This is a genomic window from Cryobacterium sp. TMS1-20-1, from assembly GCF_004402355.1.
Lineage (GTDB): Bacteria > Actinomycetota > Actinomycetes > Actinomycetales > Microbacteriaceae > Cryobacterium > Cryobacterium levicorallinum.
Map to the genome: position 1 here is coordinate 1 of NZ_SOGF01000069.1, position 14,304 is coordinate 14,304.

Annotated in this window: 14 protein-coding genes; 4 read left to right on the plus strand and 10 right to left on the minus strand. The window is 65.8% G+C overall.

What is annotated here, in order from left to right:
- Positions 1–52 precede the first annotated feature (52 nt).
- Together E3O45_RS16435 and E3O45_RS16440 are read right to left on the minus strand one after the other, a co-directional pair.
- On the minus strand, positions 53–919 hold the full coding sequence (locus E3O45_RS16435) for a DUF222 domain-containing protein (RefSeq protein WP_134444554.1): 867 nt from the start codon (positions 917–919) through the stop codon (positions 53–55).
- 490 nt (positions 920–1,409) lie between these two features.
- Entirely contained in the window at positions 1,410–1,604 is a 195-nt protein-coding gene (locus E3O45_RS16440) for a hypothetical protein (protein WP_134444555.1), read from the minus strand.
- Between the two features lie 299 nt (positions 1,605–1,903).
- On the opposite strand from E3O45_RS16440, the gene E3O45_RS16445 reads away from it, so the two are divergent.
- Positions 1,904–2,902 (plus strand): LLM class flavin-dependent oxidoreductase, encoded by a 999-nt coding sequence (locus E3O45_RS16445; protein ID WP_134444557.1) that lies wholly within the window; start codon positions 1,904–1,906, stop codon positions 2,900–2,902.
- A 9-nt stretch (positions 2,903–2,911) separates the two neighbouring features.
- On the plus strand, positions 2,912–3,280 hold the full coding sequence (locus tag E3O45_RS16450) for an MmcQ/YjbR family DNA-binding protein (protein ID WP_134444559.1): 369 nt from the start codon (positions 2,912–2,914) through the stop codon (positions 3,278–3,280).
- 58 nt (positions 3,281–3,338) lie between these two features.
- Here the strand turns inward: E3O45_RS16450 and E3O45_RS16455 are convergent, their stop codons facing one another.
- The gene (locus E3O45_RS16455) at positions 3,339–4,001 is read right to left on the minus strand and encodes a histidine phosphatase family protein (RefSeq protein WP_134444561.1); all 663 of its coding nucleotides are present in this window, start codon (positions 3,999–4,001) and stop codon (positions 3,339–3,341) included.
- Positions 4,002–4,117: 116 nt separating this feature from the next.
- Between E3O45_RS16455 and E3O45_RS16460 the strand changes: the two genes are divergently transcribed.
- On the plus strand, positions 4,118–4,444 hold the full coding sequence (locus tag E3O45_RS16460) for an antibiotic biosynthesis monooxygenase (RefSeq protein ID WP_092452218.1): 327 nt from the start codon (positions 4,118–4,120) through the stop codon (positions 4,442–4,444).
- 48 nt (positions 4,445–4,492) lie between these two features.
- On the opposite strand, the gene E3O45_RS16465 is transcribed toward E3O45_RS16460, so the two are convergent.
- From E3O45_RS16465 to E3O45_RS16480, 4 genes are read right to left on the minus strand one after another with little or no spacing between them, the layout of a single operon-like run.
- Positions 4,493–4,786 carry a putative quinol monooxygenase gene (locus tag E3O45_RS16465; RefSeq protein ID WP_092452215.1) on the minus strand — a complete coding sequence of 98 codons (294 nt, stop codon included), beginning with the start codon at positions 4,784–4,786 and terminating at the stop codon, positions 4,493–4,495.
- 31 nt (positions 4,787–4,817) lie between these two features.
- Complete coding sequence (locus E3O45_RS16470) at positions 4,818–5,273, minus strand: hypothetical protein (protein WP_134444563.1); 456 nt, start codon at positions 5,271–5,273, stop codon at positions 4,818–4,820.
- Complete coding sequence (locus E3O45_RS16475) at positions 5,270–6,274, minus strand: DUF6545 domain-containing protein (RefSeq protein ID WP_134444565.1); 1,005 nt, start codon at positions 6,272–6,274, stop codon at positions 5,270–5,272. Before E3O45_RS16475 ends, E3O45_RS16470 begins: the two co-directional genes overlap by 4 nt.
- Positions 6,274–6,768: a hypothetical protein gene (locus E3O45_RS16480; protein WP_134444567.1), complete on the minus strand. Its 495-nt coding sequence runs from the start codon at positions 6,766–6,768 to the stop codon at positions 6,274–6,276. The genes E3O45_RS16475 and E3O45_RS16480 overlap by 1 nt, the downstream gene beginning before the upstream one ends.
- 327 nt (positions 6,769–7,095) lie before the next feature.
- Here E3O45_RS16480 and metH point away from each other — a divergent pair, with 327 nt between their 5' ends.
- Positions 7,096–10,713, plus strand: a complete 3,618-nt coding sequence (gene metH / locus E3O45_RS16485; protein ID WP_134444568.1) for a methionine synthase — start codon at positions 7,096–7,098, stop codon at positions 10,711–10,713.
- 101 nt (positions 10,714–10,814) lie between these two features.
- On the opposite strand, the gene E3O45_RS16490 is transcribed toward metH, so the two are convergent.
- Genes E3O45_RS16490 through E3O45_RS16500 form a run of 3 tightly spaced genes read right to left on the minus strand, consistent with a single transcriptional unit; the run spans position 10,815 to position 14,301 of the window.
- Positions 10,815–11,744: an ECF transporter S component gene (locus tag E3O45_RS16490; RefSeq protein ID WP_241985410.1), complete on the minus strand. Its 930-nt coding sequence runs from the start codon at positions 11,742–11,744 to the stop codon at positions 10,815–10,817.
- On the minus strand, positions 11,741–13,714 hold the full coding sequence (locus E3O45_RS16495; protein ID WP_134444570.1) for an ATP-binding cassette domain-containing protein: 1,974 nt from the start codon (positions 13,712–13,714) through the stop codon (positions 11,741–11,743). The genes E3O45_RS16490 and E3O45_RS16495 overlap by 4 nt, the downstream gene beginning before the upstream one ends.
- On the minus strand, positions 13,714–14,301 hold the full coding sequence (locus tag E3O45_RS16500; RefSeq protein WP_241985411.1) for a hypothetical protein: 588 nt from the start codon (positions 14,299–14,301) through the stop codon (positions 13,714–13,716). The genes E3O45_RS16495 and E3O45_RS16500 overlap by 1 nt, the downstream gene beginning before the upstream one ends.
- Positions 14,302–14,304: the final 3 nt, after the last annotated feature.

A 14,304-nucleotide genomic window follows, 5' to 3' on the forward strand; every position in this document is an offset into this window, starting at 1 on the left:
ACGAATTGGAAGCAAGCCCTCAGCCAGCTCGTGATGATTTACCCCGACCGAATCAACCCCCACCTCTAACCAATTCCCAACACTTACACAAAAGATTTGACAGGCTCCGATCGAGGGTGGTCATCCAGCCATTCAGGCTGTAGCCCCCGTTCGCCAGCCCACCAAAGGAGAGCCAGCTGCGCCGTTCCACCGTCGCCTCACCGGGCGCGGACCCGTCGGGCGCAAGGCGCGCCTGCCACGCAATGCCCTGCTGGCGCAGCAACTCCGGCGCGAACGCAATCCCCGCACCGGGAAGCCCCTCGGTCTCGGGCGTGATCGCACCGGACCCACTCGCCACGAGAGATCGTTCGACCCGGTCGAGGTCATCAACCAGAACCGAGGAACGTAGGCCGTCGAGGACGGATACGATCACGCGGGCCTGCTCCACGCCGAGCGCCCCGCCCTGCAAGGCTTCGCCGACAACGGGATAGGTGGGTGTCAGGGGCCGGCCGAGCAGCATCCGCTCACCCGCAGCCTTACCCAGCGACGCACGCTGCCGCACCTCACTGCGCGAGATCCGGGCCAGGGTCGAAACCAACACGAGACCGCTACGGCAGCCCAGCCTACGCGCCAGAGACACCGCGCCCGCCGCTTCAATCTCGGTCTGCTGGGCCGTTTTCACGGCGGCCTTCTTCGCCACGGACGCATCAAAGTACTCGGAACGACGCAGCACATCCGTCGTGGACAGCACCCGGGCCCCATCAACAACCCGGCCCACACTCTCCAGCGCGAGCAACATGCTCAAGGATTCTTCATCACCGAGCAGCCCGAAGGACAGCCCACCCAACGCCGCCAACAACGCATCCCGCGCCTGCTCCACCGCCACAATAGTGGGGTTCAAACTGACCTCGCTCGGGTTTTCCATGAACATGGGCGCCATTGCCTCCTTCCCATGATTCTACCCCCAATCGAACACAAAAGCGAGAGAAACTCAGGTAGATTTCTACACGAATTTCGGTGCCACAGCGAGTTGGCGGAGCTTCCCGCGCGCTGGAAGGCCCTGAATCACGTTCGATTGAAAGGTTCGTGCCATCGGAGGCGTTGCGGTGACGCGAGCGACAAATAAAAATAACTATCGAAACTCTGTCATTATTTTCTGCAGGGCAGATTCGGCCGATTGGAATGGCGTCCCGATCCACAAGCAGCGTGTGCCGCCATGCCGTGCCGATGTTGCGAACTCGGTCCCAGCTGCTAGACAGGCCAGGACCAAGAACAGTGCGCGCCGGCGCAGCCCGACGGCCGGCGCAGAGAACTGTAGGGGCACCGGCGCAACGCAGCCGCAACGCAGCCGCAACCGCCGGCAAAGTGGACGCGCAGGCGCAGGAGCGCCCCGGACGCGCAGGCCCAGGCGGAGCCCTCCAGCGCCGCCGTTACGCGGCCAGGGGAGTGGGCTCTACACTCCAGCGGATGGCGCGGACGCCGGCCCGGGTGCCGTGCGGCTCGCCGCCGTGGCCGCGCAGGCGGCGGCACTCCACGAGGTCCGCGGCCGGGGTGATGTGCGGGTCGCGGCAGGAGCTGTCGTAGCCGGTGTAGTCGATTTCAAGCAGAAGTTCGTCGTCGGTCATGGTTGTGGTTCCACTTCAGCGGGGCATCTCGTCGGAGCTGCCGGGCGAATGCACCTACCGGAGCAGGCGTTTGCCTCGAATTGATCGTGCGCGAATTGTTGGCACGCGATCGGGATCGAAACCCGATGTCACTCTCCGGCGATGCTGGCGGAGCTGGTCTATGCGTACGAGGCTAGGTCGCCCGGGTACGGATTGTCTGCAAGAAGGCGAAAATGTTTCAGTTCGTTACCTGATGGAAATGCCTCTTGCCCATTTCGGGTAGCGGGTAACGATTTGCGCGCGCCAGCGTTGGTCCCAGTATGACTATTCCGCTGTCCATTCTTGACCTCGCTCCGATTGCCCCTGGGGAGACCGCTCGGGAGAGCTTTGCGGCGAGTGTCGCGCTGGCCCAGACCGCCGAAAAACACGGGTACGAGCGCGTCTGGTACGCGGAGCACCACAATATGCCGACCATCGGATCGTCGGCGACCAGCATTCTGATCGGCCACGTCGCCGGGCAGACCAGCACCATTCGGCTGGGGTCCGGCGGCGTCATGCTGCCCAACCACTCGCCGCTCGTGATCGCCGAGCAGTACGGCACCCTCGCCGAGCTCTACCCCGATCGCATTGACCTGGGGTTGGGCCGGGCGCCCGGCAGCGACCAGACCACCGCTCGGGCGATGCGACGCGATCCGCGTGCCTCCGACCAGTTTCCCCAGGACGTCATGGAACTGCAGGCTTACCTGCGCGGCCAGTCGATCGTGCCCGGTGTGCAGGCGGTTCCCGGGGCCGGCACCAACGTTCCGCTGTACATTCTCGGCTCCTCGCTGTTCGGCGCCGGTCTCGCCGCCGCACTCGGCCTGCCCTACGCCTTCGCCTCGCACTTCGCGCCGGACGCGCTGCACGAAGCCATCGCGCTCTACCGCCGCGACTTCAGGCCCTCGGAGCAGCTCGCCGCCCCGCACCTCATCGTTGCCGCCAACGTGATCGCGGCCGATGAGAAAGCGGATGCTGTGGCGCAGTTTGACACGACCCGTCGCATCCGGGTGCGCGGCATGCTCTCCCGCGGACCGGCCACGCCCGAGTACAGCGACGACCAGATCGACGTCTTCCTGACCACCCCGGAGGGCCGGAACATCGCCAACATGATGCGCTACTCGGCCGTCGGAACGGCGGACGAGGTGCGCGCCTACCTCGAGGAATTCGCCGAGGGAACCGGGGCCGATGAGCTCATTCTGGCCCACCAGTCCCCGCGGATCGAGGAACGCCTGCGGTCGGTCGAGCTGACCGCCGATGCGATGAATCTTGTCGCGGCCTAGATTGGCCTGATGACCCCGGACGCGCTCGTCGACCTGTGTCTGAGCCTGCCTCAGGCTGTTGAGACCTTTCCCTTCGGCGAGGAGACGAGCGTGTTCAAAACCAGCGGCAACGGCAAGATTTTTGCCCTTGCTGCCTTGGCCGGCGACCCGCTGACGGTCTCACTAAAGTGTGATCCGGAGGAAAGCCGCGCGCTGTGTGAGGAGTTTCCCGCGTGGATCACGCCGGGGTATCACCTCAATAAGAAGCGCTGGATCACGATTGTGCTCGATGGCCATGTGCCCCGCGAGCTCGTCGAAGAGCTGCTGCGGGACAGCCACGCTCTCGTGCGGCCGAGAGTTCCCCGGGCGCAGCAACGTCCCAACGTCGACGAGACGTGAGTTACAGGCCGTTGAAATCAGGTTGAGACTCACGGGTCGGCGAACGGATGCCGCCAAATCACACCTCGGCGAGCGGTTCGCCCAGTGGGTCGGCCGCGCCGAGGTCGGCCAGCGCCATGCCGCCGACCGGGAGGCCGGCCCAAGACAGCAGGGTCCAACCGTCCTCTGGCGAGCCGGTGAGCTCGACCACACCGGTGTTATCGAGCTCGTTCTCACTGGCGAAAGTGGGCGGCACGTTCTGGGCACGCGCGGCCGTCCACACCCGAATCGCCGCGCCGTGGCTGAACACCGCCGCCACTTCCGAGCGCCCTGCCGCCGCAGCAATGTCTACGTCGAACCGACGCAGGAAATCGTGGCCGTCGTGAGCACCCGGCATCCGCTTTTCAAGATCGCCGGAACCCCAGGCCACCGCGGTCTCCAGATAGGCACGAACGGATGCCCGATCACGCAGACCCTCCAGCGACCCGGCTTCGATCTCGTGCAAACCCCCGGCGACCTGCAGCTCTAGACCGCGGTCGGCGGCGAGCGGATGCGCCGTTAGCTGGGTGCGCAGGAGCGTTGATACGAAGATGGCGTCGATCGGGTCGGAGCGCAGGGCATCGGGAATCGCAGCGGCCTGGCGCAGACCGAGATCGGTCAGGCCCGGACCGGGATGCGCGGTGTCGAGCCGCCCGAGAACGTTGCCGGGAGTCTGGCCGTGACGGATCAAAAGAAGTCGCATGGTCCCTCCAGCATAAGCATCGAGCCTGAATGGCGAGCGGTTCGCGGCGCGGGCACGCAGCAGACAGTGGCAGCATGGGACACACACCCACGACCGGTCAAACAGGAAGCAGCCCCATGACGATCATCAAAATCAACGCCATTACCGTGCCGAGCGATGGCGGCGACGAGCTCGCCCAGCGCTTCGCCGCCCGCGCCGGTGCCGTCGACGACCGCCCCGGTTTTGAGGGCTTCGAACTGCTCAAGCCGACCGACGACCGCCTGACCTGGCTCGTCGTGACCCGCTGGGCCGACGAGGAATCCTTTCAGGCCTGGCTCACCTCGCCGTCCTTCGCGCACGGACACCGCAGCGAGACGCCGAAAGACGGCGAGCCGGCCGCGCGCCCGGTCGGTGTGAGCAGTGAGCTGTGGTCCTACGCCATCGCCGGTGGAACCGGGCGCTGACGATGTCTGGCGGCACGGCAGAAGCGGTCGCGCACCTCGGATAGTGCCTTAGATGTCCGTGGCGATTTCGAACTTGGTCAGCAGGGGCGGGCCGGCCAGGACTGCTCCGAGGGGTGATTTTCCTGGCCCGGCTCGAAAGGTGCGGTAGGCGGCGTCGTGCTCCAGTGACGCCCACTTCTCCACGAGTACGAAGTGGGTGGGGTCTTCGGTATCGACGAGGACATCCACGCCAAGACATCCAGTGAAGGCTCTGGTAACGATGAGAGTTTCGTGCAGGATGTCAGGAGCGTCAGCGAGAGACTCGGTTTTCACATGGATGTCGAGAAAAGCAGTGATGGGCACGAAAAGCTCCTTGCGGTTGAGGATGGGACCACTATGCGTGATCTAGTGAATCCGGAGGTGGATCGGGAGTGTCGCTTTCGAGCAGCTCGGTGATCGACCGGAGGGTTTCGGGGGAGACATCGCCGAGCATCCGGGCAGCGAAGCTCACCACGCGCGCAACGCGCAGGCTCTTCACGAAGGCGAGTTGAGCGTCGACCCGTTCGGGCAGGTCGCCACCCCCGCCGAGCATGTACTCCGGAGGGATGCGGAAGAAATCGGCGATTCCGGTGAGCAATGCCGGATCGGTGACGAGCGGTCCTTCGCCGGTGATCATGTACGCCCAGCGAGCTCGCGACAGGGTCAGGCCGCGTTCCTTGAGCCCCGCTTCGATTTGGCGATAGGTGTACGGAGTGTTTCCTTCAGCGACGACGACGTCAAGCAGCAAGTTGAGTTTGCGCGCCAATTCCACCTGGGGGCTCACCTCGTCGGCGCCCCGCGCGACGGTCATCTGGTCACCCCGGCCAGAGCGGTGGTTCGGGCCTGCGTGCGCACCTCGGCCAGGTCGATCAGGCCCTGTTCGGCCGGACTGACGGCCTGCTCGGGGTGAAGTAGCAAGCTGTCCCGAATCTCGACGTGCCGCCGGTACAGGTGCGCACCTGGCACACGCACGATGAGTAGCTGAAGCGGTGACAGCTCTCGTTCGATGCTGAGCTCGGGAGTGTCGGCCAGGAGGCGTTGCCACAACGGTGTGATGCGCCATAAAAGCACACGATCGTGGAAGTTTCTCCCGCTCGAGGTCAACCCGTCGACGGTGGCGGTCAGTCCCAGGCCGATGACGAGGCTTATCGGCGAGAGGAGCAGGCTCAGAGTGTACGCGATTCGGCCCCAACCGACCAGAAGGTAGTCTGCGTACAGCACGGCCAGGATGGCGCTGGTCAGGCTGATGAGGGCGTACGCGAGTACTCCCAGGCACGCAAGGAGCACGAGACTCAGTGAGATCCGGGTCACCAGACGTCGCTGCCGTCGCAAGTCCCGAATGCACGCGATACCGAACGACACCGCAAAGATGCCCATCGCGATCCAGGTCGTGGCCGCGTAGGCAGTGAAATCCCAGCGCGGTATGAAGGATGCTGCGATGTCGTCGGTGACCCGCCAGTCGCTTCCAAAAAACAGAACGGCCTGAACGAGCACGATCGCCGTGGTGATCAGCACAGTCGCTCGCTGACGAGCCCGCGTCAGTCCGCGCGGAGACATAGCCTCCTGCACGATGACATCGAGCAGTGCGATGGCCACGATGGTGAGGGCGTGGAAGATGAAATAAGTCACGTTGCCGCCGCCGAGAAGCGCGTCAACCGGCCGGTACACCGGCTGCGGCATTAGCGTCATCGTTAGTGCAAAGACCGCCAGAAACAGCAGTAGCGGCCGACGTCGTCCGCGAATGGCCGATGGGACGCAGACCGCGGCGGCGATCCAAAAGACGGCCGACAGTGTGAAGAGAATTGTTTGCACTAGAGGACTCGTCCGAATCCGGTTGGGGTGCCCTGGGCAGCTTCGGGTGCGTCCTGCAGCATGATGAGGGCCAGTCGATCTCCGATGGCTTCGGCCAGGGCCTCCTGCTCATCGGTGAACTGGCTCCGCGACAGGGCGTAGGCGATCGCGTCGATCGGAATCAGGGGTGCCAGCAGCGCAATTCGTTCCGCAGGAATGAGTTCTTTCTCGTGATCGAGAATCATATGACCGAACTCGTGGTTGAGGAATTGCTGGCGGTGCACCGGGGAGGTGGTCGGTGCATGGTGGATGCGCTCAAAACTCTCCCCGGCCACGGCGATCCACAGCCCGCAGAGGCCCGACTCCAGCATGCGGGGGGTCGCGCTCTGCACCACGATCTTTTTTCCACGCACCGATTCCATGTGCCGGTGCAGCAATTCAGCCGTCAGTGGGCGGGGCAGACCGAGGTCGGACACCATCGTGTGTGCCCGTTTCTGCCGTGCTTCGTAGCTCATACGATGCCCCCTACTAGCCCATCAGCCTACCCCGCAGCGGGATCGGTCACCGCAAGTATGCACCGGTGCCCATATCGGGTTACGATAGACATGTCTAACGTGGGTCCTCGGGGGAGGATCGGTCAGGGCATCGCTCGATAGTGGTGGCAACGCGGGGGCTCCAGTACCGGTTCTGCACACGGTACGACCACCATTCATCGAGCGGGCCCTGGCTCCACGTGGATGTTGAGTCCTAGAATCGGGCAGACTCATCGGGCCCGGGCCCGCACACTAAGATTCGTTACGCCTCCTCGTCGGAGTGCCGATGCCCGCAGTTAAGCTGGGCGCATGAGCACTGTGCGAACTACTGTCGCTGACACCCCCATCGCTGCGGCACGCCCGGCTCGATCCCAGGCACTGCTGGATGCCGTGACCAACTCCGTCGTCATCGCGGACGGCGCCATGGGCACCATGCTGCAGGAGCACAACCCCACCCTCGACGACTACCAGCAGCTCGAGGGCTGCAACGAGATCCTCAACGTGAGCCGCCCCGATATTATCGCGGCCATCCACGACGTCTACCTCGAAACCGGCATCGACGCCATCGAGACCAACACCTTCGGCGCGAACTGGTCCAACCTCTCCGACTACGGCATCGAAGACCGCATCGAGGAACTCGCCAGGCTCGGCGCCGAGATCGCCCGCACCAGTGCCGAGAAGTTCGAAGCCCGCGACGGCCGCGTGCGCTGGGTGCTCGGCTCGATGGGCCCGGGCACCAAACTGCCCAGCCTCGGCCACACCACCTACGCCAACCTCAAGGCCACCTTCGCCGAGCAGGCGCTCGGGTTGATCCGCGGTGGCGCCGACGCGTTCCTCATCGAGACCTCGCAGGATCTGCTGCAGACCAAGAGCGCGGTGAACGGATGCAAGCAGGCCATCGCTGAGACCGGCATCCGCTTGCCGATTTTCGTGGAGGTGACGGTGGAGACCACCGGGACCATGCTGATGGGCAGCGAGATCGGCGCAGCCCTGACGGCGCTCGAACCCCTCGGCATCGACGCGATCGGCCTGAACTGCGCGACCGGACCGACCGAGATGAGCGAGCACCTGCGCCACCTCTCCAAATTCTCCCGCGTTCCCGTCATCTGTATGCCGAACGCCGGCCTGCCGCAGCTGACCAAGACCGGCGCGAGCTACCCGCTCACCCCTGACCAGCTCGCCACGGCACACGAACAATTCGTGAAGGAATTCGGGCTGGGGCTGGTGGGCGGATGCTGCGGTACGACTCCCGCACACATGACCGCCGTGGTCGAACGGTTGCGTGGTGTCACCGTTAAACCGCGAACGCTCGAAGCGGATGCCGGCGTCGCGAGCTTGTACCAGCACGTGAGCTTCGACCAGGACAGCGCCTTCCTCGCCATCGGCGAGCGCACTAACGCCAACGGCTCGCGCGCGTTCCGCGATGCGATGCTCGCCGAGAACTGGGACGACTGCGTCGACATCGCCCGCAGCCAGGTGCGGGACGGCGCCCACCTGCTCGACGTGTGCATCGACTACGTCGGCCGCGACGGCGTCGCCGACATGAAACAGGTCGTCTCCCGTCTGGCCAGCGCCTCGACCCTGCCGCTCGTGGTGGACTCGACCGAACCGGCCGTGCTGCAGGCCGGCATGGAACTCATCGGCGGCCGCCCGGTGGTGAACTCGGTCAACTTCGAAGACGGCGAAGGGCCTACCTCCCGGTTCGGTCGCATCATGCCGCTCGTGAAAGAGCACGGCGCCGCCGTGATCGCCCTCACCATCGATGAAGAAGGGCAGGCCCGCACCGCCGAACACAAGGTGCGCATCGCCACCCGGCTGGTCGAGACCCTGGTGAACGTGTGGGGTATGCGGGTCGAGGACATCATCGTCGACGCCCTCACCTTTCCGATCGCGACCGGCCAGGAGGAAACCCGCCGCGACGGCATCGAAACCATCGAGGCGATCCGCCAGATCAAGGCGAAATATCCCGGCATCCACACGACGCTCGGCGTGTCGAACGTGTCGTTCGGACTCAACCCGGCCGCCCGGTCGGTGCTCAACTCGGTGTTTTTGCACGAAGCCACCGAGGCCGGCCTCGACTCCGCCATCGTCAACTCCGCCAAGATCGTGCCGCTCGCCTCGGTGCCCGATGACCGCCGAAAGGTGGCCATGGACCTGGTCTGGGACCGCCGCGAATACGACGCCGAAGGCACCCTCACCTACGACCCGCTAGTGGCCCTGCTCGACCTGTTCGCCGGCGTCGACTCCGCCGCATTGAAGGACGAACGTGCCGCCGAACTGGCGGCCCTGCCGGTGGGCGAACGGCTGGAGCGCCGCATTATCGACGGCGAGGCCAAGGGCCTCGAGGCTGACCTCGACCTTGCCCGAGCCGGGGGGTTGAGCGCGCTCGATATCGTCAACGTGCACCTGCTCGTGGGCATGCAGGTCGTCGGCGCCCGCTTCGGCAGCGGCGAGATGCAGCTGCCGTTCGTACTGCAGTCCGCCGAGGTCATGAAAGCCGCCGTCGCGCTGCTGGAGCCGCACATGGAGAAATCCGAAGCGGCCGGCAAGGGCACGATCGTGCTCGGCACAGTTCGCGGCGACGTGCACGACATCGGCAAGAACCTCGTCGACATCATCCTCACCAACAACGGCTACGACGTGATCAATATCGGCATCAAACAGCCGATTGCTGAGTTCATTCGGGTGGCTGAAGAACACAACGCCGACGTGATTGGCATGAGCGGGCTGCTCGTGAAATCCACGGTGGTGATGAAAGAGAACCTGCTCGAACTCGAATCGCGCGGCCTCGCTGACAAGTGGCCGATCCTGCTCGGTGGCGCCGCACTCACCCGCTCCTACGTGGAGGACGACCTTGACAGCGTCTTCGCCGGGCAGGTGCGCTACGCCCGCGACGCGTTTGAGGGCCTCGCCCTGATGGAACCCCTCGTGGCCATCGCCCGCGGTGCCGACCCCAAATCGGTCGGCCTGCCGCCGCTCAAGAAACGCATCCACAAGAAGAGTCTGCTCACCTTGACCGAACCCGAGGAGATGCCCGCTCGGTCCGAGGTCGCGAGCGACAACCCGATCCCGGTGCCGCCGTTCTGGGGCACCCGCATCGTCAAGGGCGTGGCCCTAGCCGACTTTTCTGCCTTCCTCGACGAACGAGCCACGTTCATGGGGCAGTGGGGGCTCAAGCCCAGCCGGGCTGAAGATGGTGCGAGCTACCAGGAACTGGTCGATACCGTCGGTCGGCCGCGCCTGCGTTACTGGCTCGACCGCATCCTGGGCGAGGGCATGCTCGATGCCTCCGTCGCCTACGGCTACTTTCCGGTGGTTGCCGACGGCGACGACCTGGTCGTGCTGCACCACGGCGACGACCCGACCGGCCTGGTCGGCCAGGCTGGACTGCTCGCGCCCGACGGCGGTTCCGACGGCGTGCTCGGCTCTGATCGCCTGCGCTTCAACTTTCCCCGGCAGCGCCGTGACAAGCACCTGTGTCTGGCCGACTTCGTGCGCGGTCGAGCGTCTGGCCAAACGGATGTCGTCGCCCTCCAGCTGGTCACCGCCGGCTCGAACGTGGACTCAGTGACGGCCCAAATGTTCGCCGCGAACCAGTACCGCGATTACATGGAACTCAACGGGCTCACCATGCAGCTGACCGAGGCGCTTGCCGAATACTGGCACTCGCGCATCCGCTCGGAATTCGGTGTGGGCGGCGAAGACCCCACCGATATCGCCGGCATGTTCAAGCTCGAGTATCGCGGTGCTCGGTTCTCGCTCGGCTACCCGGCCTGCCCCGAGATGGAGGATCGCCGCAAGGTGGTCGAACTGTTGAAGCCGGAGCGGATGGGCGTCGTGCTGTCGGAGGAGCTGCAGCTGCACCCCGAGCAGTCGACCGACGCGTTCGTGTTCCACCACCCGGAGGCGAAGTACTTCTCGGTGTAGTGCGTCGGGGTCGGAGGGGGCTCCGCGCGGAGTTGCGCCTCCAGCGCACTGGCGCACGTCCCGCGCAGCGCGAAACGGATGCCTTCGAGCCAGAGAACGAGTCAGCGGGGGCCCAGGCGTGCGCGGCGCAGGGCGGCGAGAACGGCCGGGCCCACCAGGGAGATGCCGACCACAGTGGTGATGGCCCGCACGGTGTCCCAGGTGAGGGTTGACGTGACCAGGGAGTACAACGCGAACGAGGCGAGGTTCTGCCCGGCGTCGGCCCCGGCCGTGTAGGAGATGCCGGTACCGCTACCGACGGCGAACGGCCAGAACCAGAGGTTCATCATGAGGCCGAACAGGTACGACGAGACGACGCCGTAGACGGCCAGCAGCACGATTTCGAGGCTCCGACGCCAGCGCGTCCCGGTCGTGAGCCGCGATTGCGCGTTCAGCCTGGGGAGGTGCCAGCGCTGCGCGGGTGCGCCTGGCGCGGGCTCGCCATGCGCGGGTTGGCTTGGCGCTTGTGCGGTCGACGCCGGTTGGGTCCTGGGTGCGGTCGGGGTCGCTTTCGCCCAGTGCGGCAGCAGCCCTGCGCCGGCGCCGACCCAGCCGCAGGCGAACATCTGGAACGGGGTCCAGGGCCCGAAGCCGCCCCAGAGCAGGGAGGACACCGCGATGGTGAGCAGTCCAAGCAGAAAACCGAACCGCGCGCCGTAGACCCGTCCGGCCAGAATCAGCAGCACGAACACCGCCTCAACCCCGCCCATGCCGGCACCGGCGATTCGCACCGCGGCACCGACCGCCGCGAGCACACCGAGCAGCGCCACTGTTTTCGCCGTGTACATCTCCCGGTCGAGGGTGAGCGCGAGGGCCACGATGAGCGCCGGAATGAGCGCGAACGCCACGATCGGCACGGCGACCTGCGCGTCGGCCGGCACCGCCGCGACGAAGAACGGCCAGGCGAAGGCTGCGGCGGCGAGAACGCTGCCGCTGCCCAGAATCCACGACGTCCAGCGGATGCGCCGGCGCGCGCTCACAATGACCGTCACGAGTGCACCTCGATAGGGACTTCGAGCCGGCCGGCATCCATGCGCAGGATTCGGGAGGCGAGACCCCGCGCGAAGTCGTCGTCGTGGGTCGCGAAAATAACCGCAGCGCTGTGGCTCGCGGCTTTGAGCAAAGCGTCGCTCACCAGGGCACGCGACGTGAGGTCGAGGCCACGAGTGGGTTCGTCGATGAGTAGTAGGGCGGGCCGGGCCGCGAGTTGAATGGCCATCACGAGGCAGAGGCGTTCGCCGGAAGAGAGGTCGCGTGGGTGGCGCTGCAGCAGGTGCGCGACATCCGCGACGCCATCGAAACCCAGCAGCTGCGCAAATGTCTGTGCCGTATCGGCGCCAGCCAGAGTGCGGTTAGCCCGCCGACACTCCTCGGCCACGGTGATCGCAAACAATAGGTCGTCGAAGTTCTCGGGCACCAGCGCCACGGCCTGCCGACGGGTTCTCCACTTGAGGGAGTGCACGTCATGGCCGGCAACGGTGACGGTGTCGGCAGCCGTCGGCAACGCCATCGCCCGCAACAGGCTACTTTTACCGGCGCCGTTGCTACCCCGAAGCGCGATCAGCTCGCCGGCCTGCACTTTGAAGGACACGTCGTCGACGACCAGACTCGTTCGGTGTCGAACGCTCAGCCGGCGGATGCTTGCCAACAGCTCAGCCGGCACGGTTCCGAAATCTCGCGACGCGACCGGCGTCGGCGTGGGAGTCTCGGCGGTCGACAGCGCCTGCATCTCACCGGCGGAGACCTCGTGAAGCTGGCTGCCTCGAATCTGGAGCCAGGCATCCGCTATCGAAGCGAACTCCTTCGTGTTGTGTTCGGCGATGACGACGCAGACGCCGGCTTCGTGGGCGAGTTGGTCAAGCACGGCGCAGACCCGATCCCGGGCGGCAGTGTCGAGGTCGGCGAGCGGTTCGTCGACGAGCAGCAGAATGGGGTTGTTCACCAGCGCAGCGGCGATGGCCACGATGCTGGCCTCGCCCGCTGAGAGCCGCTCGATCGGTCGGTCGACCAAATGTTCGATTTTGAGCCGGGCGGCGATGTCACGTACCCGGGAGTGCACGATGGTGGTCGCGACGCCGCGCACCGCGAGGGCGAAGCCGATTTCGTCGTGCACGGTTTCGGCCGCAAAGCCGAGGCGCACGTTCTGCGCGACAAGCCCGACGAAACCGGCCGTGTCACGCGGGGGAGTCGAGGCCCGATCGGCACCGCCAATGTTGACGGTGCCGGTCTGAACGCCGTCGTAGAAGTGCTGGAACAGCCCGCTCATGCTGTGCAGCAGGCTGGTTTTGCCTGACCCGGTCGCGCCGACGATAACGGTGAGAGTGCCGGGCTTGAGGGTAACGTTGAGCTCGTCGAGGTGCCAGCCCGTCTTGTCAGGCGCAGCACCGAAGTTCAATCTGACATCCCGGAGCACCACCGGTGCTTCGCACACGCCGGTTACGACGCGGGTCGCCGCAAATCCGCGGGTTTCCATCGACGCGGCCAGCGCGAGCGCGCGCTCGATTGTCTGCTCGAAGATGGGCACGAGCAGCGACGCGATCGATCGTTCTCCGCGCAGGGAGCGGGCAACCCGCACGCGGCGCACGGATTCCAGCAGTGCCGGAAAGGTCGCCCAGGCGATGACAAGCGAACGAGAGATGGCGCGCAGCGGGCCGCGACCGGCACCGCGCGCAAACAGGGATTGCACGTTGATGACCGCGTTCAGCAGGCCGAAGAACACGATGATGGCGGCAACCGGCAGTGCGCTGAGCGCGGCATTGCCGAGACCGACCAAGGTGATCGGGCCCAGCAGCGTGATGTGGCTGAACGGCCCGTCGAGTCGGAGCCGGGGAAGCTCCAGGAGTACCGGGCCGGTGCCGGCGCCTGCGCCGCCGAAGACCACGCGGTAGACGACCCGCAGCAGCACGAAGCCCACCGCGAGCACGATTGCCGCGAGAAGCGGGGCCAGGCGCAGGCGAAACACTAGCTGCCGGGCGTCGGCGTTTCAGTGCCGGTCGTGTAGACGAGTCCCACTGACTGGCCGGGTTCGACCTCGAGCGTGCCGATGCCCTCCTGGGCGTACTCCCATTCGGCGTCGGGAGTGGCCTTCACCCAGAGCGCCCAGTAGGCGTAAGCCGGTGGCATCGAGGCGCAGCTCTCGGTGAAGGATTCCTGGCCCTCGACCACGACGGTTTCGTCGGCGGCCGGGCGGTCGTTGACGCGGCAGACGATGGCGTCGCCGTATTCGACGCTGCCCTCGGTCGTGGTGCCCGTCGTTGCGAGGGTCTCGCTCGCAGGGGTGGCCTTGGTCGCGTCGACGCACTCGGTGATCGTGGCGGCGTCAAGCAGACCGAAGTCCACGACGACGGCGACGCCGGCGCAGTCGGCCGAGGAAGCTTCAGCGGTCGCGGCAGGTGAGGCCGACGAGCCGGAATCAGCGGGAGCGCATCCGCTCAGTGCAGCGAGCAGAACGAGCGCGCCCAATGCAACTGAGGTGCGGGCAGCCGTGCTGCGGAAGCCCGTGTTGCGGGAGAAAATGGGCGCAGAAAAAATTGTTGCGTTGAGGTTCATTGG

What these genes read in the sequence shown, in the direction of transcription:
- E3O45_RS16435 (WP_134444554.1), bottom strand. Translation starts at nt 919, where the DNA reads ATGGCGCCCATGTTCATGGAAAACCCGAGCGAGGTCAGTTTGAACCCC.
- E3O45_RS16440 (WP_134444555.1), bottom strand. Translation starts at nt 1,604, where the DNA reads ATGACCGACGACGAACTTCTGCTTGAAATCGACTACACCGGCTACGAC.
- E3O45_RS16445 (WP_134444557.1), top strand. Translation starts at nt 1,904, where the DNA reads ATGACTATTCCGCTGTCCATTCTTGACCTCGCTCCGATTGCCCCTGGG.
- E3O45_RS16450 (WP_134444559.1), top strand. Translation starts at nt 2,912, where the DNA reads ATGACCCCGGACGCGCTCGTCGACCTGTGTCTGAGCCTGCCTCAGGCT.
- E3O45_RS16455 (WP_134444561.1), bottom strand. Translation starts at nt 4,001, where the DNA reads ATGCGACTTCTTTTGATCCGTCACGGCCAGACTCCCGGCAACGTTCTC.
- E3O45_RS16460 (WP_092452218.1), top strand. Translation starts at nt 4,118, where the DNA reads ATGACGATCATCAAAATCAACGCCATTACCGTGCCGAGCGATGGCGGC.
- E3O45_RS16470 (WP_134444563.1), bottom strand. Translation starts at nt 5,273, where the DNA reads ATGACCGTCGCGCGGGGCGCCGACGAGGTGAGCCCCCAGGTGGAATTG.
- E3O45_RS16480 (WP_134444567.1), bottom strand. Translation starts at nt 6,768, where the DNA reads ATGAGCTACGAAGCACGGCAGAAACGGGCACACACGATGGTGTCCGAC.
- metH (WP_134444568.1), top strand. Translation starts at nt 7,096, where the DNA reads ATGAGCACTGTGCGAACTACTGTCGCTGACACCCCCATCGCTGCGGCA.
- E3O45_RS16500 (WP_241985411.1), bottom strand. Translation starts at nt 14,301, where the DNA reads ATGAACCTCAACGCAACAATTTTTTCTGCGCCCATTTTCTCCCGCAAC.